Source organism: Polyangium jinanense (genome assembly GCF_028435265.1).
GTDB lineage: Bacteria > Myxococcota_A > Polyangia > Polyangiales > Polyangiaceae > Polyangium > Polyangium jinanense.
Genome location: NZ_JAGTJK010000028.1, coordinates 1 through 24016, shown reverse-complemented (window position 1 = coordinate 24016; position 24016 = coordinate 1). Strand labels below are relative to the sequence as shown.

The window sequence follows — 24016 nt, the reverse complement described above, 5'->3', positions numbered from 1 at the left end:
GAGGCTCGGGCGCGTACCTTCGCGCCATTCAGACATTTCCCGTCGGGGAAGCCCGCCGCGCGACCGGGACGTTTACGGCAGGCTCGCCATTTCAATCGGCTTGCGGCAGGACGCGAATCCGCCCGCGCAATGCCCCGACTGGAACATGGGCCCGCGCGGCGCGCTCGTGCCCGGCCAAAAGCCCGCCGCGCCCCATCGTCCGTCGAAGCGGAATGCCCGCCCCGCGAGCGCGCTCTCGGGCACGTCGTCGAGCCGCGAGAGCCCGCCGCCTTCCCAGGTCCGCCAGGGCCGATCGCCGCACGTCGCGAGCTCGTCGCACGACGAGGCGGCCGATTCGAACCATGCGAGGTCCGAGCGGTTGGCGTAGGTCGCGTGGGTCCCGCGCGCGGACAGGACGACCGGGTGCTCGCCCTCCTTGCGGAGCCGGGACCACGTGAAAAAGGGCCCGGGATTGTTGTCCTCGTGCCGGGCGAGGTACGCCCCGAGCGGGAGGCCCTCCTCGTCGAGGCGCACGGTCATGTGCTCCCAGTCGCTCTCGTGCTTGAAAAAAAGCGGCCCGTCGTTGTACGGGTAATAAAACCAGTATTCGACGTGAATTCCGCCGCTCGCCCGCGGGTAGACGTTGACGTACGTCACCCAGTCCTCGGGCCGCTCGCTCCCCTTGCGCACGTCGTCATCGAACGCCCTGCGTGCGCGGCGCACGCGCGCGGCTCCCTCCACGAAATCGGACTTTTCCATGACCCAGGGAACCGACGCCGGGAGCGCGCGATCCTCGCGATCGAGGAGGACAATCGGAGCGAACGTACGAGCGAGCTCGGCCTCGCGCTCGTCGGAAAGCCCGTCGCCGTCCTTGTCCCCCGACGCGAGCGGCGGGGGCGGCGTGCCGACGGCCGCGTACACCGGATCCATCCACGCCTCGCGCAAATCACGCGCGTGCCCACTGCCCAGCTCGATACCGGCGAGAGCGAGAAAAAGGACGGATACGGACGCGAGCCGAGGATGACGACGCGCCCTCCGGGGCGAGAAAACAAGCGGGACGAACGGCATGCAGCGGGCAACCTTTGCACGCCCCCCACCCTCGCCGCAAGACCGGCCTGGACGTTATTGCGAACGAACTGCACGTTTCCGTTTTAATGCTCGGGCCGCTCGTCTGGCGGCTGCGGTGCTCTCCATAGAAGTGGAACGACCGCGCCCACCGCCACATAAACGGCCTCGAGCGCGTGCCCGAGGAGCGCGATGGCGAGCGCCTGCGGCAGGGTCGCGCCGAGCACGTCGGCGCTCCACGCGAACGCCCCCTCGCTCACGCCCACCTGCGCCGGGACGAACGCGCCCACGGCGAGCGCGACCATGCTCGCCCCCTGGGCGACGAGCGCGCGCGAAACGCTCGTCGCCGCGCCCACCGCGCGGGCCAGGATTGCATATTGCGCGACCTGGAGCGCCCGACCGAGGAGCATCGCGGCGATCGGCCCCGGCGGAAGGAGGCTCGTCTCGCAGGCGCGCGCCTGAAAAGCCTGGACATGCGCGCCTGCTAGCCCGGACAAACGGCCGGCGAGCGAGCCGAGCCACGGCGCGCGCATGGCCATCCGGATCCCCGTCCCCGCCGCGAAGAGCAGCGCGGAATGAAGGACGAGCGCCATCGTGATCGGCGAGGCCCCCGAGAGCGCATACGCCGCGACCGCGCAGGGCACCGAAATGATCCCGCTGCTCACGAGCGTCACGGCTTGCCCCGTCGCGGCCGCCGCCGTGGCCGCTGTTGGGCCCGCCCACGGCGCGAGCAATGCCGCCTTCGTCGCCTCGGCCGCTGTGCGCCCGGCGGGCGCGATCGACGAGACGGCCCGCGCCACGAGCGCCGCGCGCGTAAGGACCCGGGCCGGCAGGAGCCTCCGAGCGGTCGGGCCATAGGCTGCATATGTCGCGACCGCGTCCGTCCCGATGCGCGCCCCTTCGAGGAGCACGACGAGCGGCAGCCATGGCGCCGCGTCGCGCAGAATCTGGCAAAGCGTCCCCACGCCCACCTGCCGCACGAGGGAGACGACGACCCCGATCCCGAGGGCCGCGAACGCGAGGCGCACGCCCCAGCGAAGCGCCGCGCCCCAGGCCCTTCGCTCCAGCATTTCGTGTCGCTCCACGTTTCCCCCGCGAAACCAGGCGAGGCGCTCGCGCGGCCTCGTCCTTGGCTCTCGCCACGGACGTGCCAGCGCGGCTTGCCCTCGTCATCGCGACGAAATCGGAAATGGCGCGACAAACGAAAAAACAGCGCGCAACGTGGGGTTCCGGGAGGCCCCACGCTGCGCGCCCCATGGGAATTCGATCAGGCGGAGGTTTCAGCGGCCCTGGCCACCCGTCCGTCCGCCCTGCTACTGCTGGCCGCCTTGCGTGCCCTGCTGCTGGCCACCTTGCACACCAGGCTTTTCGCCGATCAGGATCCGCGTCACGTGCAGATAGGCCTGCGCGCCGGTCAGCTCATTGGCCTCCTGGGAAGACAGTCCCCATTGCTGCTGCGCGAGCTGCGTGCTCGGCGACTGCCGGATCTCGCCCACCAGCGCGACCTGATCCCCCTTTTGCAGCTTGTGCTGGCCCTGCAGCAGCGCGCTCCGGGCCTGGTCGTCCAGGTAGACCGGCACCGTCCGCTCAGCGCTCGGGCCGACCCAGAAGACTCGATCGTTCGAGACCTTCTGCACCTGCGCCCCGACGAGGTCGACCTGCCGATTGAAGAGCGTCGGGCGGTCGGGCGTGACGAGCACGATCGTCAAATCACGAATGGGCTCCGGCGCGGGCTGCGCTTGCTGCTGCCCGGCGGCAGGGGGCGTCCCCGGCTGCTGGACCGCCGCCCCTTCGCCGCCCTTACGCACCTCAGCCCCGGCTTGACCGCCGCGGTCGCGCTCCTGGCAGCCCGCCACGGCGAGCGCCGCGAAGAGGCCGGCCACGCTCACGAAACGAAAAGATCTGCGCATCGCGCTCCTCCCGTCGTTCATTGCAGAGCTCCTCTCGCCCTCGATTTCCGCCGAGGACGCCGCCCCCATTTCGCTGCAAGTCCCGATCCGAGAAGGCCGCTTCGATCGCCGAACACGCCCGGCCGGGGTGAGGTCTCTTCCTTGCATTCTACGCCTCGGACCCGACGCCCTAGAGCGCCGAACAGTTCGGCGCTCTGCGAGATCGCGAAGCGGTTCTCGCCTCGGGGGATGAATCGGCCGGGCTTTGCCCGGACGAGAGGGGGACGCGAGGCGTCCCCCTCGGGACAGGAGCGCGCATGCAATCGAAGACACCCAGGCTCGACGACATCCACGGCATTCCCGCACGGGCGCGCAAGATGAAGCCGCTCAACGTGGGCCCGAACGAGCGCGTCGTTTCCGTGGCGATCGGCGGCGGTCTCGTCGCCTGGGCGCTCTGGCGCAGGGGCGCGCTCGGCCTCCTCGCGGGCGTGTTCGGCGGCGCGCTCGCCAATCGCGGCGTCCGCGGCCATTGCCCGGCCTACGAGGCCCTCGGGCTGAGCTCGCGCAATGCCCCGAAGCCCATGCCCATGCCCCTCATCCCGGCCGAAAAACTCACCCGCATCGAGCGCACCGTCACCGTCGCCCGCCCGGCGAACGAGGTATACGCGTTCTTGCGGGATCCGGCCCACGTCCCCCATTTCGCGCCGCACGTCGAGGGCGTGGAAGACCTCGGCGAGGGACGCATCCGTGTATGGACCGCCCTGAATGGCGAGCGGTCCTCGTGGGAGGCCCATATCGATCTGGATCACGAGGCCCGGGCCATCGTGCTCGGCCACGCCGAAGGGCCGCCGGAGCGGCTTGCGATTCTGCTCGGCGACGCCCCCGGCGGTCGCGGGACCGAAATACGGCTCGTGCTCGAGCTCTCGAAGACACGCGGACTTCTGCTCCGCGCCCTCGCCGCGGTGGCGGGCGCGGATCCGGACGCGTGGGCCCGCGCCGGTTTGCGCCGCCTGAAGATGCTGCTCGAGGCCGGCGAAATCGTGACGACCGAGGGACAACCCTCCGGCCGGTTCCTCCCCGTGACGCGCGCAGCGGCATGAGCCGGGACAAACGAACGACGAAGGGAGAACGACCATGCAGGCGCTCTGTTATCAAGGCGTGAACCGCGTCGGGATCGAAACCGTCCCCGATCCCGAGATCCTCGGCCCCCACGACGCCATCCTGCGCGTCACCATGTCGAGCGTGTGCGGCTCGGATCTGCACCTGCTCGACGGATACGTGCCCACGATGCGGCAGGGCGACATCATCGGCCACGAGTTCATCGGCGAGGTCGTCGAGGTCGCGACCGACGTGAAAAAACTCCGCCCCGGCATGCGCGTCGTCGTAGGCTCGATCATCGGCTGCGGCCATTGCTTCTTCTGCCAGAGCGAGCAGTACTCGCTCTGCGACAACACGAACCCGAACCCCGAGATCACCGACAAACTCTTCGGCTACCCGACCGCGGGCATCTATGGCTACTCGCACGCCTTCGGCGGCTTCGCGGGCAGCCACGCGACCTACGTGCGCGTGCCGTTCGCCGACACGAATGCCTTCGAGGTGCCCGACGGCCTGCCCGACGAGCGTGCCCTCTTCGCCTCGGACGCCCTGCCCACGGGGTACATGGGCGCCGACCTCTGCAACATCCAGCGCGGCGACGTCGTGGCCGTCTGGGGATGCGGCGGCGTGGGGCAGATGGCAATTCTCAGCGCGTATTTGCTCGGGGCCGAGCGGGTCATCGCGATCGACCGCTTTCCCGAGCGGCTCGCCATGGCCCGGGACCGGGCGGGCGCGGAGATCCTCGATTACGAGCAGGTCGACGTGCGCGAGGCCCTGCGCGAGATGACCGGCGGCCGCGGCCCCGACGCGTGCATCGATTGCGTCGGCATGGAGGCGCACGGGACGGGCATCGATTACGCCTACGACCGGGTCAAGCAGGCCGTTCGCCTGGAGACTGACCGGCCGACGGTCCTGCGCCAGGCGATCCTCGCGTGCCGGAAAGGCGGCACCGTCTCGATCATGGGCGTCTACGGCGGATTCGTGGACAAATTCCCCATGGGCGCCGCGATGAACAAGGGGCTCACGCTGAAGATGGGCCAGCAGCACGGCCAGCGGTACATCCCGCGGCTGCTCGAGCACATCCGCAAAGGCGAGCTCGACCCGAGTTATCTCATCACCCACCGCGCCCGCCTCGCGGACGGGCAAGAGGCCTACGACACCTTCAAGGAAAAACGGGACGGTTGCATGCGCGTCGTCTTCACGCCCGAGGCCTGATCAGTCGTCGAGACAGGCATTGAAGGCGGCGCTGCAACCCTCGCCGGGGTCGAGCACGCAATTGACGCACGGCTGCGAGGGATCGCTGCCCAGACAGATGGTCGCGGTGCAGACGGCCGCGCACGGCCCCGCGCACATGCACCCGAGGAGCGTGTCGTGCAGCGACTGAGACTCGGGGCAAAAGGGAAGCTCGGGGTGCATGTCCGAGAGGAAGTTCGAGCAGGTCTTGCAGAAACCGCCGCAGGGCATGAAATCGTCCGCGGTCCCATTACAATCTTCGTCGAGGCCATTGTCGCAGATCTCGGCGGAGGGCACCGCCTCGCCCTCACACGCGCCGGGCGTGCCGCTCTCCGTACAGACCCGGACGCCGGCGTGGCAGACCCCCACGCCGTTCGTATTCGGCGGGCCCGTGTAACAAGACTCCGCCACCTCGCCGGGCGTACACGGCGGCGAACCGCCGCTGCCGCCCTCGCCGGTCGCATCCACGACGACCTTCGCGCCACAGGCCGACCCGACGAGGCAAAGGAACACGAAGCCCAACCAAGAGACCGTTCGCATGGGACGTACCTCTAAAACGGCCTCCCCCCACCTGTCATCTTTCCATCGCCCACGATGATGCGATGCGTCATCGTGACATTGCAGCCTCGCAACGACGGCGGCCGCCTTTTTCCCCGCTGCAAGGGTGGTCACGCCGATTCCCACGCCACAACTCCATGAAAAGATTCGGTTCCGGCGAGCGAAGCCGGCTGGATCGCTCGTTGCAAAGAGGATCGCGGAATCGGTCGTACCGCGGAGCTGCGTCATGAGCAAATCGTCGTCATTCGAAGAGCGGTTCGGGTCGCACCGCATGCGTTTCGAGGCTCCGGACGAGATCTGCACCGTGCTCGACGGCCCGCTCACCGTCGACGAGGCCGAGGGGATCATCGGCCGGATCTACGAGCTCGGCCGGAAATACGGCCCCCTGCTCTCGATGCTCGACGTCTCGCGGTATCAGACCTCGGGCGACCGCGTGCGGCAAGTCTTCTTGCGGGGCGGAGGCGACCTCATTCCGGTCCGCGCCGGCGTCATTTTCGGCGCCTCGTTCCCCATCCGCATCGCGATGTCGATGGTCCTCACCGCCGGCGCCCACATCCTGCCGACCCGTTTCTCCTTCCCGGTGACATTCACGCCGACCGAGGCAGAGGCCCGCGCGTGGCTCGCCTCCCACCGCCCCGCCAATTCGGTGCGCGGCAGCGCTCTCTTGCCCACCGGCACCTGAAACGGCAAACGGCGCGCCGCGCCCCGTCCGTCACGGCGCAGGCGGCAGCGCAAGGAATTCACTCCCCGCACCACGCGAATTCCCAGCACCTCGGCCATTCTCGACGCCATCCTTCGTCACGACGACCGCGAGCTGGGTCGCGTTGGCGAGCTCGATGCCGCGCTCGTCGAAGACCTCTTTGGTGAACTTGCGCAGGATCCGCGGAATCGGGTCCGGATCGCCGGGCGTGAGCTTGACGGCGACACGAACCACGATGCCGGTCTGGGCGATCTGCGTGACGCCTCGAACGACGAGCGGATCGAGCACGCGACTCCGGTGCGCCTCCTCGAGGCGCTTGCCCGCCTCTTTCAACGCATCGAACACCTCGTTCAGGTTCGCGTCGAGGCCAACGACGATGTCCACCACGGCGTGGACGTACTCGCGTGAAAAGTTGATGATCGTGCCGATGTCGCCATTGCGAAACGTGAACATTCGCCCGAAGCCGTCCCGGATCATGGTGACCCGGAGCTGGACCGAGTCGACGACGCCTTCGCAGTCGCCGATCCGCACGTAATCGCCCTTGAGCAAGTGCCCCTCGAACAGGATGAAGAATCCGCTCACCATGTCGTTGACGAGCTTCTGGGCCCCGAGCCCCACCGCCAGCCCCACGATGCCGGCGCCGGCCAGGAATGGCTTCGTGTCGATCCCGACCTGATCCATCATGATCAGGCACGCGCCGAAATAAATCACGTAGGTGATGACGCTCTGGAGAAGATACACCAGCGTCACGCGGTGCTTCGAGGTCTCGTCCTCCGCGCTCTTTTTCCCCGCGAATGCCTCGACGAGGACCACGCGTATGAGCTCGGCCAGCACGCGGGCCGCAAAGAAGGTCCCGAGGAGCCGGATGATACGAGGGCCATAAGGCGCGAACGCTTCGAGCGTCTGGAATTGCCGAACGACGAGGGTCGCCGCCGCGAGGTGGATGATGGCCTCGAGGATCCGCTTCGCCAGCGGCGAGAGCTTGCGGATGCTCGCGTAATAGACGCCGAACGCCGACTTTTCGAGGCGCGTGGCGCCGACGTGGTCGAGCCCTTCGAGGCTCAGGACGCCAAGCACCGAGACCGCCCGCGCGACGCATACGACGAGCAGCACGTAAAGGATCGTGTCGAGCAGCCAGTGGACGCTCGACGGCAGGCCGAGCGAAGCACTGCCGAGGCGGTGCAGACCATACAGGAACGCGACGTTCCCGAGGCCCCCGGTCCGCTCTCGGAAAAGCGTGATTTCCTCTTTCTGGCTCTGGAGGGCTGCGACCGAACGGAGCCGCGCTTCGATGCGGTCGAGCAGCGACTTGAAGAAGACACGGAGGGCGAGCCAGCCGATGCCGATCGCGACGACGATCCCGACGCCACGGAGTAGATCCTGGCCCGTGCGGACGCTCGCGTATTCGACGAGCCGATTCGCCCACGGGTGAAGATCGATATCGCGGATGATCGCAATGGCGAGCGTCGCACAGCCCGCCACCACGACGAGTAGCGACAGGACCGTCGCCACGAGGCGCAGCGACTTCTGCACCTGCTCGGCGGCGCTCTCGACGGTCTTCGAGCGAACCGACTGCGTGGCCTGGCGGACGACCCACCGCAAGAACACGGTCAAGGCGAGCGGCGCGAGGAGCAGGATCGTGGTGGCGACGACGGTCAGCGCGACGTTGTTCGAAACCGTGTCGGGAGAAAAACGGGGCAACGGCATGTCATGTACCTCGTGACGTCGTGCTGCTACGCGGGAGCGCGATACCTACCGATCGAAGGGTGGTTGCCAGCACGGCGCTCTGGAGGGGGCATCCCCCCACGCCACTCTACACGAGGCCCCGGGAAAAAGAACGGTCCGCGGGACAACCCCCGCAGACCTCCTTGCCACCCCGCGCGGGCGTGGAAAGATGCCCCGCATGACCCTACGTCACCTCCTGCTCCTTCCGCTCTTCCTCCTCGCCTGCAACAAGGAAGCCCCGGCCCCGGCGCCGGAGGCGAAGGCCCCGGAAGGGAAAACCCCCGCGGCCGCGGCGGCCTCGGACAAACCGGCAGCGGGCGCCGAGGTCGGCAAACCCGCCCCCGATTTCACGCTCACCGACTACGAGGGCAAGACCCACCACCTCGCCGACTACCGCGGCAAGATCGTGGTCCTCGAGTGGTTCAACCCCGACTGCCCGTTCGTCAAGGCGTCGCACACGAAAGGCTCGCTCAAGGGATACTCCAAGCGCGCCGTCGAGAAGGGCGTCGTCTGGCTCGGCATCAACTCGTCGGCCCCGGGCAAGCAGGGGCACGGCCCGGAGCGCGTCGCCGAGGGGCGAAAATCGTTTGGCATGGAAAACCCCGTGCTCGCGGACGAGACGGGCAAGGTCGGACACCAGTACGGCGCGACGAACACCCCGCACATGTTCGTGATCGACGCGCAGGGCACACTCGTCTACCGCGGCGCCATCGACAACTCGCCCGACGGCGAGGGCGAGTCGCCGAAGGACGGCAAGCTCGTGAACTACGTCGACGCGGCCCTCGAAGACCTCGCCGCCGGTAAGCCGGTGCGCACCCCCGACACCCGCGCGTACGGCTGCAGCGTCAAGTACGGCTCGTAAGCCCCCCGCCATTGTCCGGACCGCATGACCTCGGGTAGTCTCGACGGCATGTCGAAGTCCACGCCGCCGGACGGGCCTTCCCCTTCCGCCATCGACGACGCCGTCACGGTACCGCGCGCAGAGCGGGCGGCGGCCGCGAGCGGCGAGCCGAGCGCCATGCTGATCTCGTCCTCGGCGCTTGAAGAGCGCGGGCAAGGCTCGCTCCTCCAGGACGAGCTCGCGTCGCTCGTGGGAAAGCTCATCTCGGATCGCTACGTCGTGCACGAGCTCATCGGGCACGGCGGCATGGGGGCGGTCTACCGCGGCGAGCAGGTGCACCTGCGCAAGCGTGTGGCCATCAAGGTCCTCCGGCCGGACATGGCGCGGATGATCGAGCTCTCGGTCCGGTTCGAGCGCGAGGCCATCGCGGGCGCGCACGTGAGCCATCCGAACGTCGTCGCGGCCACCGATTTCGGCAAGCTCGACGACGGCTCGCAGTTCTTGATCCTGGAGTACGTCGAGGGCACGCCGCTGAAGGACCTCATCGAACAGGGCCCGATGCCCCTCGATCGGGCCCTCGCCATCAGCCGGCAGATCACAATGGCCCTCGGGGCGGTGCACGAGAAGAGCATCGTGCATCGCGACGTGAAGCCCCAGAACATCCTCGTCGACGCAAAAGGCACGGTCAAACTGCTCGATTTTGGCCTCGCCAAGGTGCGCGTCGAGCTGCTCTCGGATCAGGGTCGGAATGCGAAGCCGAGCCCGGCGCTGACGGGCGTGGGCATGGTCATGGGGACGTTCGCGTACATGGCGCCCGAGGCGGCGCGTGGCATGGAAGGCGTCGACGCCCGCTCGGATCTGTATGCGCTCGGCGTCGTGATGTACGAGATGCTCACGGGCAAACGCCCGTTCGAGGAGAGTGATCCGGGGCTTCACCTGAAGAAGATCCGCAGCGAGGATCCGCCGTCGATGCGGCAGCGCGCGCCGGAGATCACGGTGCCGACGCGGATCGAGGCGGTCGTGCTGCGGCTCCTCGCGCGGGAGCCGGATCGGCGGTTCGCCTCGGCGAACGAGGTGCTCGCGGCGCTCGACGAGGCGGCCGCGGCGCCCGAGAAGGAGCTGGAAAAAGCCCCCGAAATGGCGCCCGAGGCCGCGCCCACGAAGGCCGCTTCCGCCGGGCCGAAGCGCCTCGACAAACGCGCGCTCATCTTGGTTGCCGGGGGCCTCTCGGCGCTCGCGGTGCTGCTCCTCGTCGTGGTTCTCCTCCGCGGAGGATCCGAATCCCAGGAAACCTCGGCTCCCACGGCGAGCGCGGCGCCCGCGCCGAGCCCGACGACGGCCCCCGAGAGCGCGCCGACCGATATCGACGGCGCGGACGCGACGGAATGGGCCGAGCGGCTCCGACGGGCGGCGTCTCGCAAAGAATGGCGGCCGGGGGCCAAGGCGTTCCTCGCGCTCGCCAAGCTCGATCCGGCGCGGCTCACCGGCTCCGAGCTTCGCGGCGACGTGGCCACGGTCGTCGCGGGGATCGGCTTCGAGACGAGCTTCACCGAGTCGGATCAGGTCTTCGACGCGCTCGAAAACGAGCTCGGCAGCGGCGGCCTCGATGTCCTCTTCCACGTCGTGCGGACCCGCGGCGGCTCGAAGGCGAGCCGCAGGGCCCAGGACATCCTCGGAAAGCCCGGCATCCTGGACCGCGCCACACCCGCGCTGCGTGTCGCGTACGAGCTCCGCAAGTCTGCTTGTCCCGACAAGCGCGCGCTCTTTTCGCGCGCGGCCGAGGAGGGCGACGGGCGCGCCCTCGAGGAGCTCTTGATCGTGAAGGACGTTCCCTGCTCGGCCAAGCGGGATCCGTGTTGTTATCGGGAGGACGCGGAGCTGAAAGACGCGATCAGCAAGCTCCGGGCAAAACTCGGGGGCTGATCTCCACGGCTCAGGCGGTCTCGATGCGCGACACGAGCTCGAGCCCGAGCTCGCCCACGGCGAGCTCGCGCATCCGGAACTTTTGCACCTTCCCCGTCACCGTCATGGGGAACTCGTCCACGATCTTCCAGTAACGCGGAATCTTGAAGGTCGCGATTTTGCCTTTGCAAAATTCGACGAGCTCGGCCTCCGCCACCGCCTCGCCCGGCTTCGGCCGGACCCAGGCCATGATCTCCTCGCCGTATTTCGCGCTCGGCACGCCGATCACCTGCGCCTCGCTGACGCGCGGATGCAGGTGCAAGAACTCCTCGATCTCGCGCGGATACACGTTCTCGCCGCCGCGAATGATCATGTCCTTGATGCGGCCGACGATGTTCACGTATCCATCCGCGTCGATCGTCGCGAGGTCGCCGGTATGCATCCATCGGCCCGCGTCGATCGATGTGCGCGTGGCCTCCTCGTCGCCCCAGTAGCCGAGCATCACGCTGTAGCCGCGCGTGCAGAGCTCGCCGGCGACGCCGCGCGGCCGCACCGTGCCCGTCTTCGGATCGACGATCTTGACCTCCACGTGCGGATGCACGCGGCCCACGGTGCCGACGCGTTTGTCCTCGGGATCGTTTGTCGCGCTTTGCGTGGAGACGGGCGAGGTCTCGGTCATCCCGTAGCAGATCGTGACCTCCCGCATGTGCATCTGCGAGACCACGCGCCGCATCACCTCCACCGGGCACGGCGATCCCGCCATGATTCCCGTGCGCAGCGAGCGCAGATCGAACTCCTTGAACCGCGGATGATCGAGCTCCGCGATGAACATCGTCGGCACGCCGTAGAGCGACGTGCACTTCTCGGCCTCGACCGCCTCGAGCACCGCGAGCGGATCGAACGCCTCGCCCGGGATCACCATCGTGGACCCGTGCGACGTACACGCGAGGTTTCCCATGACCATGCCGAAGCAATGGTAAAACGGCACGGGAATGCAGACCCGGTCATCGGGACCGTAGCCGAGAGCCTCGCCCACGAAATACCCGTTGTTCAGCACGTTGTGGTGCGAGAGCGTCGCGCCCTTGGGAAAACCCGTCGTGCCCGAGGTGTACTGGATGTTGATCGGGTCGTCGAACGAGAGCTCGGCCTCGCGCTCGGCGAGCGCGTCGTCGCTCACGTGTCCGCCAGCCTCCACGATCATCTTCCAGTCGTCGTCGAGGATCAAGACGAGCCGGAGCTCCGAAAGGCGCGGGCGAACCTCCGCGATCATCTCCACGTAACTCGTCGCCCGGAACCGCCGCGCCGCGAACAGCACCGACACGCCCGATTTCCGCAATGCGTATTCGAGCTCCGCGGTCTTGTAGGCGGGATTGACGTTCACCAGAATGGCGCCGACGCGCGCCGCGGCGTACTGCAGGACGACCCATTCGAACCGGTTCGGCGACCAGAGTCCCACGCGATCGCCCCGCTTCACGCCGAACGCCACGAGCCCCCGCGCGACGCGCGTCGTCGCCTCCCAGAGCTCGCCGTACGTCATCCGCACGCCTTGCGAGCGGACGACGAGGGCCTCACGGTCCGGGTATCGCGTCGCCGTGCGGCGCAGATTTTCCCCGATGGTTTCGCCGAGCAGCGGCGTCGCGCTCGTGCCGTGGGTGTAGGAGAGAGCGGCGGTCATGGCGCGGCATCGTGGCACGACGCGGCCGCGCCCGGGAGATGAAACGAACGAGGACGGACGTCCGGGGCATATCTCGCGGGTTTCAGCGATGCTCGACGGTTGACGGGGCACACGGGGCCGCGGATGATGGGTGGGGGCACCATGGCAGGACGCATCGCAGGCAAGGTGGCGCTCGTGACGGGCGCGGGGTCGGGCATCGGGCAGGCGACGGCGGAGCTCTTCGCGGAGGAGGGCGCGCGCGTGGTGGTCACCGATATCGACGTCGCCGCGGCGGAGGCAGCGGCCACGCGCATCGCGACGCGCGGCGGCCAGGCGCTCGCCCTGGAGCTCGACGCGACGGACGAGGCGGATTGGGAGTCGGTGCTCGACCGCGTGCTCGCGGGCTGGGGCCGGATCGATATCCTGGTGAACAACGCGGGCATCGCGTCGAGCGCTCCGCTCGCCGACAGCACGCTCGCCGATTTCCGGCGCGTCATCGCGGTGAACCTCGACAGCGTTTTCCTCGGCACGCAGCGGGGGATCCGGGTGATGCGCGGCGCGGGCGGGGGCAGCATCGTCAACGTGGCGAGCGCGTCGGGCAAAAGAGCGAGCGCGGGCGCGGGCGCGTATTGCGCGAGCAAGGCCGCCGTCGTGATGCTGACGAAGGTGGCGGCGCTCGAAGGCGCGCCGCACCGGGTCCGGGTGAACGCCGTGCTGCCCGCGGGCGTGGAGACGCCGATGTGGGAGAAGCAGCCGTTTTTCCAGGCGCTCGTGAAGGAGCTCGGCGACGTGCGGGAGGCTTATGCGGCGCTCGCGAAGACCTCGCCGTTCGCGCGGTTCGCCACGCCGCGGGAGGTCGCGGCGGCCATTTTGATGTGTGCATCGGACGAGAGCTCGTACGTGACGGGCGCGGAGATCTTGGTCGACGGCGGGTATACGGCCTGATTCAGGGCGCGTTCAGGATCCTGAGCACCCGCACCTTGATCCCTTTCTCGTCTTCGAGCCGCACGCCCACGGCGACCTCGGCCCCGAACGCCCGGATGTCGAGCAGCCGCACGTCCGTCCACAGGTCGGAGAAGAGATTGTAGGTCGACGGCGCGTCGATCGGGAGCGTGAAGAGGGGGTCGACGAGGAGGTTTCCGGGCTCGTATCGCGCGATCACGAGCTCGTTCTTCGTCTTCACGTCCTCCACCACGCCGCCGCAGATGCACATCGACTCGTCGTCGAAGCATTGCTTCTCGTAAACGCGCATGTAATCGAGGTGGCTCACGATCCAGGCGAGCCATACCTTGCCGTCCGCGGTCCGCGTGATCGCGAAGGCACCGTTCTCGATGCCGGTCGCGGTCTCGTGGCAAGGGGCAGGGCATGTCCCGTTTTGCGGATCGTAATCGGTGGTGGCAGGACAAACGTAAGGCGGGACGTTCGTGTCCGGAATCTCGATCTCGTCGGATGCCTGGCCCTCCGGCCACACCACGTGCAGGCCGACGTCGTGCTGGATGACGGCGACGAACGGCTCGACGCTCGCGCCGTTCACGCTCGCCGGGGCCTGGGTCACGCGGTATTTCGTGATCACCGAGGGCACGGAAACGCCGGTCAGGACCTCCGGCGGATCGCCGTACGCGAGATCGTAAAAGGAGCCGTTGGGAACGTACCCGAGCGAGACGGGCGCGCCCGAGGCGTCGATCGTGAATCGACTGCCCTCGCCGACGGTCTGCACGGGCGAAGACGAGAAGCTCCCGTCCACCGTACGCCTCGCGAGCGAGATTCCGCTCGGCGGATCGCTCGCGTACCACACGTACGCGATGCCCGCCGGATCGATCTCGAAATCGTAGACCGGCACGTAACGATCGTCCCTGTCGGCGACCGTCTCTTTCACGAACCCGCTCCCCTCCGGGCGCACGAGCACGAGGCCGTTCGGGTATCCGACGGGCGAGGTGCTCCCGTCGATCGACGTCTCGTCGCCGACGGCATACACCTCGCCGGCCGGCCCCTGCGCGAGCACCATCGCGGTCGCGTCGAGCCGCATCGGGAATTCCTCGAACCGGCTGCCGCCCGACGGCGTGATCTCGAAGAGATAGGTCGCCTCGTGGCTCGACGTGCCGAGGTACGTCCCCGTGGGCCCCGGCGCGACGCGCACGCCGGCCGCGCCGAATTCGCGCTCGGTGCAGCGCACCTCGATGTCCGCCGTGATGGGGCAGCTCCCCGCGGGGCATCCCACGTCGTGCGAGGCCACTTCGAACGAGCACGTGATGGGCTCGCCGCCGGCTCCGCCGCCTCCGCCGGCCCCTCCCCCGCCCGCGCCGGGAGGCTCGTCCGGCCCGCCGCAGCCTGCCGCGACGTGCATGATTCCGACGAACATGGCCCCGACGAACGATCCGCGCAATGCCCTCATGACGCATCCACCTCGCGTGAAAAGGAAGGCGAACACGGCATCAGAATGACAGGCGCCTGTCAAGCCCCGCCGGGCCTAGCGCCCGCCGAGGACCTCGAAGAGCATTTCGAGCATCCGGTACGTCAATCCCCACACGATTCGTTGCTCGACGGCGAATGCCGGCATATCGAGCACGTTTCCTTCGTGATTGTACGAATACCGCGTGGCGTTCTGGCCACGCGCCATCGGGCCGATCGGCGCCCATACCACCTCGGCCACCTCGGCGCTCAGCTGAAACGGCGGCAGATCGGGCTCGTCGAGGGCGAAGACGAACGGCGTGATGGTCATTCCGACGCGCCGGGCCCGGGCCACCGCGGGCACGTCCGCGAGCCGCGCCAGAAAGCGGCCGTGTTGCGCGAGATCGAGCCCGATTTCCTCCTCCGTCTCGCGCAGGGCCGTGTGATAAAGGCTCGGATCCGCCGGCTCCCGTCGCCCGCCCGGGAAGGCCATCTGCCCCGACCACGGATCTCCCTGCCGCTCGGAGCGGCGGATCAAAAGGACCTCGGCCTCATGCCCTTGGGGGTTCGGGGGCGAAGCTCCGCTTGTCGGAGCGGAGCCCCCGAGCGTGGAACGCGGCGCGCGCAGGATCGCCGCGACGGCCGCTTGTCGCTCCGTCGTCGCGGCCTCGGATACGAGATCGAGGACGGTGAGCCGGGCGGCGATGGCGGCGAGATCATACGAGGTCGACACGGCGTTTCTCCCACAAGGGCTAGCGGCGCGCGCGGGAGACGTCAAGGGAAGGGCTTGACGCGTCGAGTCCCCATCGTGGTATCCGGCGACGAAGCGATCATCATGATCGCCGGCTGCCAGCCGCCGGACAGCGCGTGCACCGATTGCCACGATTGCGTGAACCCGACGCCCGCCTGCGGCCCCGGCGGAACGTGCGGCCCGTGCAACACGGACAAGGATTGCTGCCCGCCGCTCGTCTGCACCCCGAACGGGACGTGCGTGCTGCCTCCACCCCAAATAGAACGTTTTTCCTAGCCGCGCGGCGCCTCGCCGAGAATCGCGAGGTTTCGCGGGGTCGCGTCCGCCTCGAACACCTGCGCGACCCGCGCCGTGTACCCTCGCTCTTCGAGCGCCGCCGCGCGGTCCAGCACGACCGCAATCTCCAGCGGACGCGCGAGCATCGCGCGCGGCAGCGTCCAGCGCCGGATCCGGCCGAACTCGATCGCCGCTTCCGCCTCGTGCTCGCGGATCTCCGCCTCCGTCGCCGGCGCGAGCCCCCGGAGCGCGAGCGCCCGCGCCGAAAGCTCCGCGAGCCCCTCGCGCGCCCTCCGCCGGTTGATGCCACGCATCTCCTCGCCCGGCGCGATCGCAACGCCGCGCGCCCTGAGCAGCCGCGCGAGCGCGTGCCTGTTTTTCCGCGCATCGAGCATCTCCGCGAGGCTCGCCTCCACGCCCACGAGCCGCGTCGTCAGGTTCGAAAGCCCGAGCGCCTCGCGCGGGAGTACGAGCCCGGCCTCTCGCGCCGCCGCGGAAAGCGGCTCGCGCGCGGGCCCGTCGATCTTCTGCAGGCAACACGACACGAGCGCCACGTCGCATGGCGCCCGCGATGCTTCGAGCACCAACTGATCGCCGAGCGAGCCGCACGCGTGCAGCCCGACCGCGAGATCGTCGGGCGAAAGCAGGATCGGATCGCGGAGCGCGTCGAGTACGACGAACGTCGCGCGCGAGCCTTGCCCGAGGATCGACGCCGCCTCCACGCGCCGCGGCTCGCGCTCGATCCCCACCGCGTCGCGGTCGAACATCTCCGCCGCGAGGCGCGTGAAATGTCCCCGCCCCGCGCCGATGTCCACGATTCGCCGCGCCCGCTGCGCCATGGGCTCGACCGCGTCGAGCAGCGCTTCGAGCTGCCGCGTCTTGCGCTCCGAAACCGATCGAGGCCGGTCGAGCCGCGTCCCCGGGCTCGCCGCGAGTCGCGCGGGCAGCGCCGAAACCTCGAGCGCCGAGCGCCCGAGCTCCACGAGCGACGCCGGCGCCCCTGTGAGCATCGGCAAGTGCGCCGCGAGCCCCTCGGCCTCGCAGCGGGCGAGCTCGTCGTCGGAGAGCGCGCCGAGGAACGCCGTGAACCCGCGCTCCTCGCAAAAGGCGGGCGGCTCCGCCGAATCCGGCCGCCCGCGCAGGATGTCGAGCGCCGGCACGACGAGCGCGAGCGCCCGCGCGAGGCTCTCCGAGACGAACCGGGTTGCCGCTTCCATGGCCGGCAAAGCGAACGGCCCCACATGCCTTCTGTCAAGCTGTACGTTTCGTGCCTTCGGGCTTCTACTCGCGCCCCTGCGTGGTGTAGGCTGCCGCCGAGCGCCGCATGGCCACCTGTCCTACTTGCCTTGCCACCTACTCGGGCGACGTCGCCACCTGCCCCGTCGACGGCACGTCTCTCGTCCCGGACGACGCGATCCCCGCCGCGGCCCTCCAGCTCGAGCCCGGCCGGATCGTCGGGGAATATCGCATCGAGCGCAAGATCGGCGAGGGCGGGTTCGGCGCGGTGTACGCCGCGGTCCACCCGGTCATCGGCAAGTCCGCGGCGATCAAGGTCCTGAACCCGCAATACTCGCACAACCCGGTGATGGTCTCGCGGTTCGTCGCCGAGGCCCGCGCGGTCAACCAGATCCGCCACCGCGGCATCATCGACATCTTCTCGTTCGGCAAGCTCGAGGACGGGCGGCAGTATTACATCATGGAGCTGCTCGAGGGCGTGACCCTCGAAGGGTACCTCCGCCAGCGCGGCCGCCTCCGCCCCTCCGAGGCATTGCCCATCCTGCGCCAGATCGCCCGCGCCCTCGACGCCGCGCACGCCGCCGGCATCGCCCACCGCGATCTCAAGCCGGAGAACGTCTACCTGGTCTTCGACGAGGACGGCTCGGTTTTCCCCAAGCTCCTCGATTTCGGCATCGCCAAGCTGCTCGGCGAATCGCAGGGCCACAAGACGCGCACAGGCACGCCCATGGGCACGCCGCTCTACATGTCGCCCGAGCAATGCCGCGGCAAGCAGGTCGACCACCGGACGGACATCTATTCGTTCGGCGTGATGACCCACGCCGTGCTCACGGGCGCGCCGCCGTTCATGGGCGACGACGTGATGGACGTGCTCATGCAGCAGGTTCAAACCCCCCCGCCGGCCCTGTCGTCGGTTTGTCCGGACCTTCCGATCGGGCTCGACGCGCCCGTCTTGCGGATGCTCGCGAAGGATCCGACCGAGCGCCCGGCCTCGGTGACGGCCGCGATCGACGCGGTCGTCGAGGCTGCGCGTGCAGCGGGGATCGAGGTGCCCTCCGTCGCCACGCGCTCCAGCGAAAAGCTCCCGCGCCTCGACGTGCCGACGGCCTTGACGCCCGCCCAGCAAGCCGTGTTCGGGCAGGCGACGACGATGATGCAGCCGGAAGCGACGTCGGCGACCACGGGTTCGTCGGGGGATCAGCCGAAGGCGACGCTCCGGTCCACGCCCGACGCCATGCCAAGCCGAAGGTCCAAGGTCCTTTTCGTGACCCTCGGCGCGGGCCTCCTCGTCGCGGGGACCGTCGCGGCGACGCTTCATTTCTCGCGGGGCGGGCCGGACGCCGTCGCTGCGCACCCGCCGCCGCCTCCTCCACCGCCGCCCACGCTCCCCGCGCTCCCTCCGGAGAAAACGGCCGCGCCGGAGCCCACGGTCGTGCCGGACGTGCCGCTCGACATCGAGCTCCGCGTGCAGGCGACCCCGGAGAACGTCGAGGTTCACCTCGGCGAACGCAAGCTCGGCGTGGCGCCGGGCCCGTTCAAGATTCCGCGCGGCGATGCGCCGGTCGAGCTCACGTTCTCGGCGAAGGGACATCAATCGAAAACGGTCTCCATCGAGCCCAACCACAACATCCTGATCCCGATCACGCTGGAGAAGGAGAAGGCGACCTCCCAGCCGCGACCGGGCGGGACGGCGAAGACGGTGAAGAATCGTGGGGAACTCGAGTATTAGCTTCCGGCGGCGCGCGGCGCTGCTCGGCCTCGCCGCGTTCCTCGGGGCGGTGGCGGCGGTGAGCTGCGAGAGCCTCGAAAACGTCGACGAAAACGTCTGCGGCAACCGCGTCCTCGAACCGGGCGAGGATTGCGACGGAAACCTCGTCCCCGGCGAGGAGGCGGTCAACGATCTCACGACCGTGCCCTCGAACCTCTGCGGCGCCACCTGCCGCTACGTCTGCAACCTCGCCGATGATCCGAACGTGGTGTGTCCTGCCGATTTCGGCTGCGGGATCGACGGCACGTGCCGCAAGCCCGGCGGGCTCTCCACGCCGCCGCTCTCGATCGGGGGTGGCGGCGTGCGGCGCTTCCTCTCCGGCGACTTCGACGGCGACGGCCGGCAGGACGCCGTGGCGCTCGGCGACAACTCGCTCGACATTCTGTTTTTCGGGACGAACGGCCTCATCGATCGCTCGATCAACGTGCCGAACGAGCGCCGTTTGCCCGGGGTGGGCGATATCGACGGGGACGGCACCTCGGATCTTGTCCTGAACCTCGGCGACGCGCTCGGCGTCCTTTCGGGGCAGGACAACCGCACGCTCAAGCCGTGGAGCTACCATTCGGGGGAGCTGGAGAGCGGCGGCACGCGGCTCGTCCCCCTCGGCCAGGTCTACGAGGAAAACACGCTGCTCGCGTTCATCACGAAGGAGGGACAAACCCACCTCGAAACGATCACCGTCAACGGCAACGCCGAGCCCGTCCACAAGAAGGTGGGCGGAATGCAGGAGCTGGTTTTGCCGGGGACGCTGGTCGGCGCGGTCGCCGTGTCCGAAAACACGAAGAGCGGCTCGAAATGCCCGGTCGTCGCCTTCGAGCTCGCATCGACGCCCTCGCAGGTGGTCATCCTCTCCTGCGGCGAATCCGGCAAACTCGCGGAGGATCCGAAGCATACCGTGATGCCGCTGCCCCTCGGCGGCGCGGCCTGGGCCGGAGCATTCTTCGCGGACGCGGACGACGACGGCGACGACGACCTGCTCGTCGGGGCCGCGGAGCGTCTCCACTTCCTCGCGAACGACGACACGGGCAAGTTCATGGAGGCCGTGAACCCGGGGGAAGAAAGCCCTCTTTTGCCGCTCGTCGTCGAGCCGGGCCAGTGCGGAGGCCGCGTCCTCGCCGGGCCGCCGCTCGCGGTCGGTGACCTCGACGGCAATCGAGCGCTCGACATCGTCGACGCGCGCGGCGTGCTCTACAATCCGTACTATAAAAAAGAAGCGATCAAGAAGAGCTGCATCTCTCCGTCCAGCGTGAGCTGGGCACACGCCATCATCGGCGATTTCAATGGCAACGGTCTCCCGGACGTCCTCGCGTCGCGCTCGACGCAGACCCTCCTCGACGTGTGGAGCAGCGTTCCAGGGGGCGAGCTCAATACGTTCACCGTTCCGGTCGAAGAGCTCGTCGGCGAACTCGCCCTCGGCGATTTCGACGGTGACTCCGTGGACGACGCCGTGCTCCTGTATGCTCCGCCGCCTTCGCCTGGCAACGAAATGATGACGCCTCCGAACGAGCTCATCGTGCTCTTCGGCCGCCCGCTCGCCGCGCCCGAGGCGCCCTTCTCCCTCGGTTTTTATCGGAACCTCGAGCACATCGCCACGGGCCGCGTGAAAGGGACGAACGCCATCGGTGCCCCCGATCTCCTCGACGATCTCGTGGTCCTCTCCGCCGCCGCCGGGGACTCGGGAGAGGCGCAAGGCATGCCGAAGCCTTTCACGATCATCGAGGGCAACGTCGGGCGACGGCTCCTCGCTCCGCTGACCATCAAGGGCACGTCGGCGGGCGCGCCCGAGGGCACGATGCCGGTCACGGCCGATGCGCCGACGCAGATCGTCGTGTCCCACTTCGGCGTCGAAGCCTGCAATATGCAAGGGGGCCCGGGAGGATCCGCGCAGGGGACCCGGGCGACCATCGCGGCCGCGACAGAGAGCGCGGTCTGGCTTGCAGGGTGTCGTCAAGACGGCTCGTCCCTGCGGGTCCTTGAAGGTCTGGATACGGGGAAGAGCAGCATGCTGCTCACGCCGGTGAATTACAGCCAGAATCGCGACGCGCTCGGGGTCTTCCTCAAGGCTGAGACCGGGCGTGGCCTCTGGGTCGCCGATTACGACCCGAAGACGGGTTTCGAGGCGTCTCCCAAGCTCGATGACATCTCGAGCGTGCTCGAGGACCTCGTCCTGCCAAACCCCGATCCGTTCGACGCGCCGGCCGTCGTCGTCGATGTCGACGGCAATGGGCGGAGCGACGTCGCCCTCCTGGTGAACACGGTGAGCCCGATGAACGCGGCCCGGCCCCGGAGCGCGGTCGCTGTCTACTGGAACGACGGCACGGGCACGGAGACGCTCGACGGGAAGCGGCCCCCGACGGTCATCGAGATCCCCCAGAAGCTCCTCGAAGACCCCGACACGTCCACGGAGAACAATAGCTCCAGCGACGACCTCATCCAGGGGATCGCCGATATCGCATTTCTGAACATCGACGGGGACGCGGCCCGGGAGCTCGTCCTTCTCACGCAGCGAGGGCTCTACGTGCTCGACCTGGGCACGGCTCAGGACGGGAAACGCGCGTTCAAGCTCCCGGAGGACGACAATCCGTTCGCCCGACTCCCGGGCGGCCAGGCGCTGCTCGCGATTGACGCGAACAGCGACGGCGTCGATGATCTGCTCGTCGCCGAGGGCCCCAGGCTCCTCCTCTTCCTCGGCAAGGAGGCGGCCCGATGAGGCGTTTCTTCGCGGCGCTCGTGATGCTCGCCCTTTCGACGGGCGCGGGACTCTCGCTCGCGGGCCCTTCGGACGTCGATTCCCCCGAGGCGCGCGCCTACTTCGAGACCGGCGCCCGCGAGTACGAAAAGGGCAATTACGCGAACGCCGTCCGCGCCTTCGAGCAGGCGCACGCGCTCACGACGCGCCCCGGCCTTCTCTTCTCGATCGCGCAGGCCTACCGCAAGCAATACGGCAACGACGGCAAGTCGCAGAACCTGCGTCAGGCCGTGGATTATTATCGCCGGTACCTGGCCACGGATACGACGGGCAAGCGGCGCGGCGAGGCGGACGCAGCCATCAAGGACATCGAGGCAATCCTCGCGCGCTTGCCTCCCGAGGTGCAGAGCACGCCCGCGCCCGAAGAGGCGCCCTCGACCCAAATCTCCATCACCACGCAGGTCGAGGACGCGACGATTTCGATCGACGGCGGTCCGCCGCGCGCGCTCGAGGCGATCGACGTCACGCCGGGCAAACACAAGGTATTGGTGCATGCGCCCGGGTATTTCCCCGAGGAGCGCGAGGTACCGGCCAAGCAAGGCCAGATGACGGCGCTCGACGTGCCCTTGCGTGAAATGCCGGCGTTCGTGTCGATCACGGGCCCGGCAGGCGCGTCGGTCACGGTGGACGGTTTGCCCAAGGGCGCCTTGCCGCTCCAGTCGCCGCTCCAGATCGACGCAGGCGTCCGGACGCTCAGCGTGAGCCTGAACGGCTTCAACACGTTCACCACCGAGCTCGATCTCGGCCGAGGAAAGTCGGAGGACGTGAAGGCCGCGCTCGATCGCACGCGGCAAAGAATCACCTCGTTCGTCCTCATCGGCGCGGCGGCGACGTGTGTCGCCGGCGGCGGCGTCATGGCGTTCTTCGCGGGGGCAGCCGGCGACAATGCGAAGGAGATCAACGACCGGCGCCTCGCAGGCACGATCAGCGAGGCCGAGCTCGACGAGTACCTCGAGTCTCGGGAAACGCAGACGGCACTTCGCAACGGCGCGACCGTGGCGCTCAACGTGGCCGCGGGCATGGGGGCCCTCGCGTTCTTGCTGTATTACTTCGACGAACCCCGGCTCGCGCCCCCGCGCAAGAAGGACGATAAGAAGCCCAAAGGCCCGGATCCCTCGCGCCTGCGCGAGATCGCGGTCGTGCCGGCGGTCGGCCCCGGCGTTGTCGGCCTCTCCTTCGGCGCCCGGTTCTGATTCGCCCGCCTACCGCCGCTTGCGACGCATCGCCGCCGCAAAGGCGAGCGCCCCGATCACCGCGCCCATTCCTCCGAGGCCCCGGGCCGATCCAGGCGCCGCGCTGCAGCCTCCGGCCTCGTCCGTCGTTCCGTCGACGCCGAGGTCGGGCATCGAGCCGGGCGGCTGGCTGCATTGCGTATAGTCGAGCTTGCAATCCGCCGTGCAGGCGAGCGGCCCTTCGCCCGCCCCTGCTTCCGCGCAATCGCTCACCAAAAATAGCTCGCCGTCGCATGCCTCGCCGGCTTCGAGCTTGCCGCTGCCGCAGACGGGCGGCGGGTGGCTGTCGGTGTTTCCGGGGTTGTACACGAAGCCCTTCGGATCCGGGTCGCCCTTCGTCCAGGTGCAATCGGGGTCGCCGAGCTCCTGCCCGTTCGTCCAACCATCCTGATCGGAATCGAGCGGGCAGAGCGGCCCCCAGTTCACGTTTTGCTCTTGCACCGGCACGTCGCCCACGAGCTGCAAGCGCGCATCGCCGCCAAAATCCGTATTGTAACTGGCCTTCGTGTCACCGTGGCAGTTCAAGCAGCCGTATTTGGTGCCGTTCGGGATGTCGTTCACCCGAAATGGACGCGCGGAGGCGGTCGTGACGAAGGTGAGCGAGGCGAGGCCGAGGAGGAGACCCGAAGATCGCAAGGAGGACGTCATTCGCCGAGCGTAAAAACGGCTGGCCGGAGGCGTCAAGGCAAGCCGCCGCGCCGCGCCGGGGCGCTGCCCCGGACCCCGCGGGGGCTGTTCGCCCCTCGACCCGAACCAGGGCAAGCCCTGGACTCGGGGTGGAAGAACTGCGCGGTGCGCAGTTCTTCCAACAGGTCGGTGGCAAGACCAGGAAGGTGCGTTTCACGCTGGCGGGCACGTTGCCAGTTGAATCCTCAGCGCTGCGTCTCGATGGGCAGGGTCGTCGTTGGTCTTGACCTGGCCTGTTCGATGAACTGCGCATCGCGCAGTTCATCGACCCCGGGTCCAGCGCTTGCG

20 protein-coding genes are annotated in these 24016 nt (G+C 68.6%); 10 read left to right on the top strand and 10 right to left on the bottom strand.

What is annotated here, in order from left to right; all coding sequences use genetic code 11:
• Positions 1–72 precede the first annotated feature (72 nt).
• The 3 genes from KEG38_RS35365 to KEG38_RS35355 all read right to left on the bottom strand — a co-directional run bounded on the left by KEG38_RS35365 (position 73) and on the right by KEG38_RS35355 (position 2954).
• Positions 73–909 carry a hypothetical protein gene (locus KEG38_RS35365; protein ID WP_272424750.1) on the bottom strand — a complete coding sequence of 279 codons (837 nt, stop codon included), beginning with the start codon at positions 907–909 and terminating at the stop codon, positions 73–75.
• Between the two features lie 221 nt (positions 910–1130).
• The gene (locus KEG38_RS35360) at positions 1131–2114 is read right to left on the bottom strand and encodes a lysylphosphatidylglycerol synthase domain-containing protein (protein ID WP_272424749.1); all 984 of its coding nucleotides are present in this window, start codon (positions 2112–2114) and stop codon (positions 1131–1133) included.
• Between the two features lie 243 nt (positions 2115–2357).
• Complete coding sequence (locus KEG38_RS35355; protein ID WP_272424748.1) at positions 2358–2954, bottom strand: hypothetical protein; 597 nt, start codon at positions 2952–2954, stop codon at positions 2358–2360.
• A gap of 296 nt (positions 2955–3250) precedes the next feature.
• Here KEG38_RS35355 and KEG38_RS35350 point away from each other — a divergent pair, with 296 nt between their 5' ends.
• Positions 3251–4033, top strand: a complete 783-nt coding sequence (locus tag KEG38_RS35350) for a YgaP-like transmembrane domain (RefSeq protein WP_272424746.1) — start codon at positions 3251–3253, stop codon at positions 4031–4033.
• Positions 4034–4067: 34 nt separating this feature from the next.
• Positions 4068–5243, top strand: a complete 1176-nt coding sequence (locus KEG38_RS35345; RefSeq protein ID WP_272424745.1) for a zinc-dependent alcohol dehydrogenase — start codon at positions 4068–4070, stop codon at positions 5241–5243.
• On the opposite strand, the gene KEG38_RS35340 is transcribed toward KEG38_RS35345, so the two are convergent.
• Positions 5244–5801: a hypothetical protein gene (locus tag KEG38_RS35340; protein ID WP_272424743.1), complete on the bottom strand. Its 558-nt coding sequence runs from the start codon at positions 5799–5801 to the stop codon at positions 5244–5246. It abuts the gene before it with no gap.
• Between the two features lie 244 nt (positions 5802–6045).
• On the opposite strand from KEG38_RS35340, the gene KEG38_RS35335 reads away from it, so the two are divergent.
• On the top strand, positions 6046–6501 hold the full coding sequence (locus KEG38_RS35335) for a hypothetical protein (RefSeq protein ID WP_272424741.1): 456 nt from the start codon (positions 6046–6048) through the stop codon (positions 6499–6501).
• 30 nt (positions 6502–6531) lie between these two features.
• On the opposite strand, the gene KEG38_RS35330 is transcribed toward KEG38_RS35335, so the two are convergent.
• Entirely contained in the window at positions 6532–8226 is a 1695-nt protein-coding gene (locus KEG38_RS35330) for a mechanosensitive ion channel family protein (protein ID WP_272424739.1), read from the bottom strand.
• Between the two features lie 196 nt (positions 8227–8422).
• Between KEG38_RS35330 and KEG38_RS35325 the strand changes: the two genes are divergently transcribed.
• The gene (locus KEG38_RS35325; protein ID WP_272424738.1) at positions 8423–9106 is read left to right on the top strand and encodes a thioredoxin family protein; all 684 of its coding nucleotides are present in this window, start codon (positions 8423–8425) and stop codon (positions 9104–9106) included.
• Between the two features lie 48 nt (positions 9107–9154).
• On the top strand, positions 9155–11008 hold the full coding sequence (locus KEG38_RS35320) for a serine/threonine-protein kinase (RefSeq protein ID WP_272424736.1): 1854 nt from the start codon (positions 9155–9157) through the stop codon (positions 11006–11008).
• Between the two features lie 10 nt (positions 11009–11018).
• On the opposite strand, the gene KEG38_RS35315 is transcribed toward KEG38_RS35320, so the two are convergent.
• A complete protein-coding gene (locus tag KEG38_RS35315) occupies positions 11019–12662 on the bottom strand; it encodes an AMP-binding protein (protein ID WP_272424734.1) in 1644 nt (547 codons plus the stop codon).
• A gap of 141 nt (positions 12663–12803) precedes the next feature.
• Between KEG38_RS35315 and KEG38_RS35310 the strand changes: the two genes are divergently transcribed.
• Complete coding sequence (locus KEG38_RS35310) at positions 12804–13586, top strand: SDR family NAD(P)-dependent oxidoreductase (RefSeq protein WP_272424732.1); 783 nt, start codon at positions 12804–12806, stop codon at positions 13584–13586.
• Position 13587: 1 nt separating this feature from the next.
• Here the strand turns inward: KEG38_RS35310 and KEG38_RS35305 are convergent, their stop codons facing one another.
• Together KEG38_RS35305 and KEG38_RS35300 are read right to left on the bottom strand one after the other, a co-directional pair.
• Positions 13588–15033: a hypothetical protein gene (locus KEG38_RS35305; RefSeq protein ID WP_272424731.1), complete on the bottom strand. Its 1446-nt coding sequence runs from the start codon at positions 15031–15033 to the stop codon at positions 13588–13590.
• 75 nt (positions 15034–15108) lie between these two features.
• A complete protein-coding gene (locus KEG38_RS35300) occupies positions 15109–15762 on the bottom strand; it encodes an NUDIX hydrolase (RefSeq protein ID WP_272424729.1) in 654 nt (217 codons plus the stop codon).
• Positions 15763–15816: 54 nt separating this feature from the next.
• Between KEG38_RS35300 and KEG38_RS35295 the strand changes: the two genes are divergently transcribed.
• Complete coding sequence (locus tag KEG38_RS35295; RefSeq protein WP_272424728.1) at positions 15817–16056, top strand: hypothetical protein; 240 nt, start codon at positions 15817–15819, stop codon at positions 16054–16056.
• Here KEG38_RS35295 and KEG38_RS35290 read toward each other — a convergent pair.
• Positions 16053–17273, bottom strand: a complete 1221-nt coding sequence (locus KEG38_RS35290; protein WP_272424727.1) for a methyltransferase — start codon at positions 17271–17273, stop codon at positions 16053–16055. The genes KEG38_RS35295 and KEG38_RS35290 overlap by 4 nt on opposite strands.
• Before the next feature lie 107 nt (positions 17274–17380).
• Here KEG38_RS35290 and KEG38_RS35285 point away from each other — a divergent pair, with 107 nt between their 5' ends.
• The 3 genes from KEG38_RS35285 to KEG38_RS35275 are packed head-to-tail and all read left to right on the top strand — an operon-like array spanning position 17381 to position 23002.
• Positions 17381–19021 (top strand): serine/threonine protein kinase, encoded by a 1641-nt coding sequence (locus KEG38_RS35285; protein ID WP_272424725.1) that lies wholly within the window; start codon positions 17381–17383, stop codon positions 19019–19021.
• Complete coding sequence (locus KEG38_RS35280) at positions 19002–21770, top strand: FG-GAP repeat domain-containing protein (protein WP_272424723.1); 2769 nt, start codon at positions 19002–19004, stop codon at positions 21768–21770. Before KEG38_RS35285 ends, KEG38_RS35280 begins: the two co-directional genes overlap by 20 nt.
• Positions 21767–23002, top strand: coding sequence for a PEGA domain-containing protein (locus KEG38_RS35275; protein WP_272424722.1), 1236 nt, complete (start codon positions 21767–21769; stop codon positions 23000–23002). Before KEG38_RS35280 ends, KEG38_RS35275 begins: the two co-directional genes overlap by 4 nt.
• A gap of 9 nt (positions 23003–23011) precedes the next feature.
• Here the strand turns inward: KEG38_RS35275 and KEG38_RS35270 are convergent, their stop codons facing one another.
• Positions 23012–23689: a hypothetical protein gene (locus KEG38_RS35270; RefSeq protein WP_272424720.1), complete on the bottom strand. Its 678-nt coding sequence runs from the start codon at positions 23687–23689 to the stop codon at positions 23012–23014.
• Positions 23690–24016 lie beyond the last annotated feature (327 nt).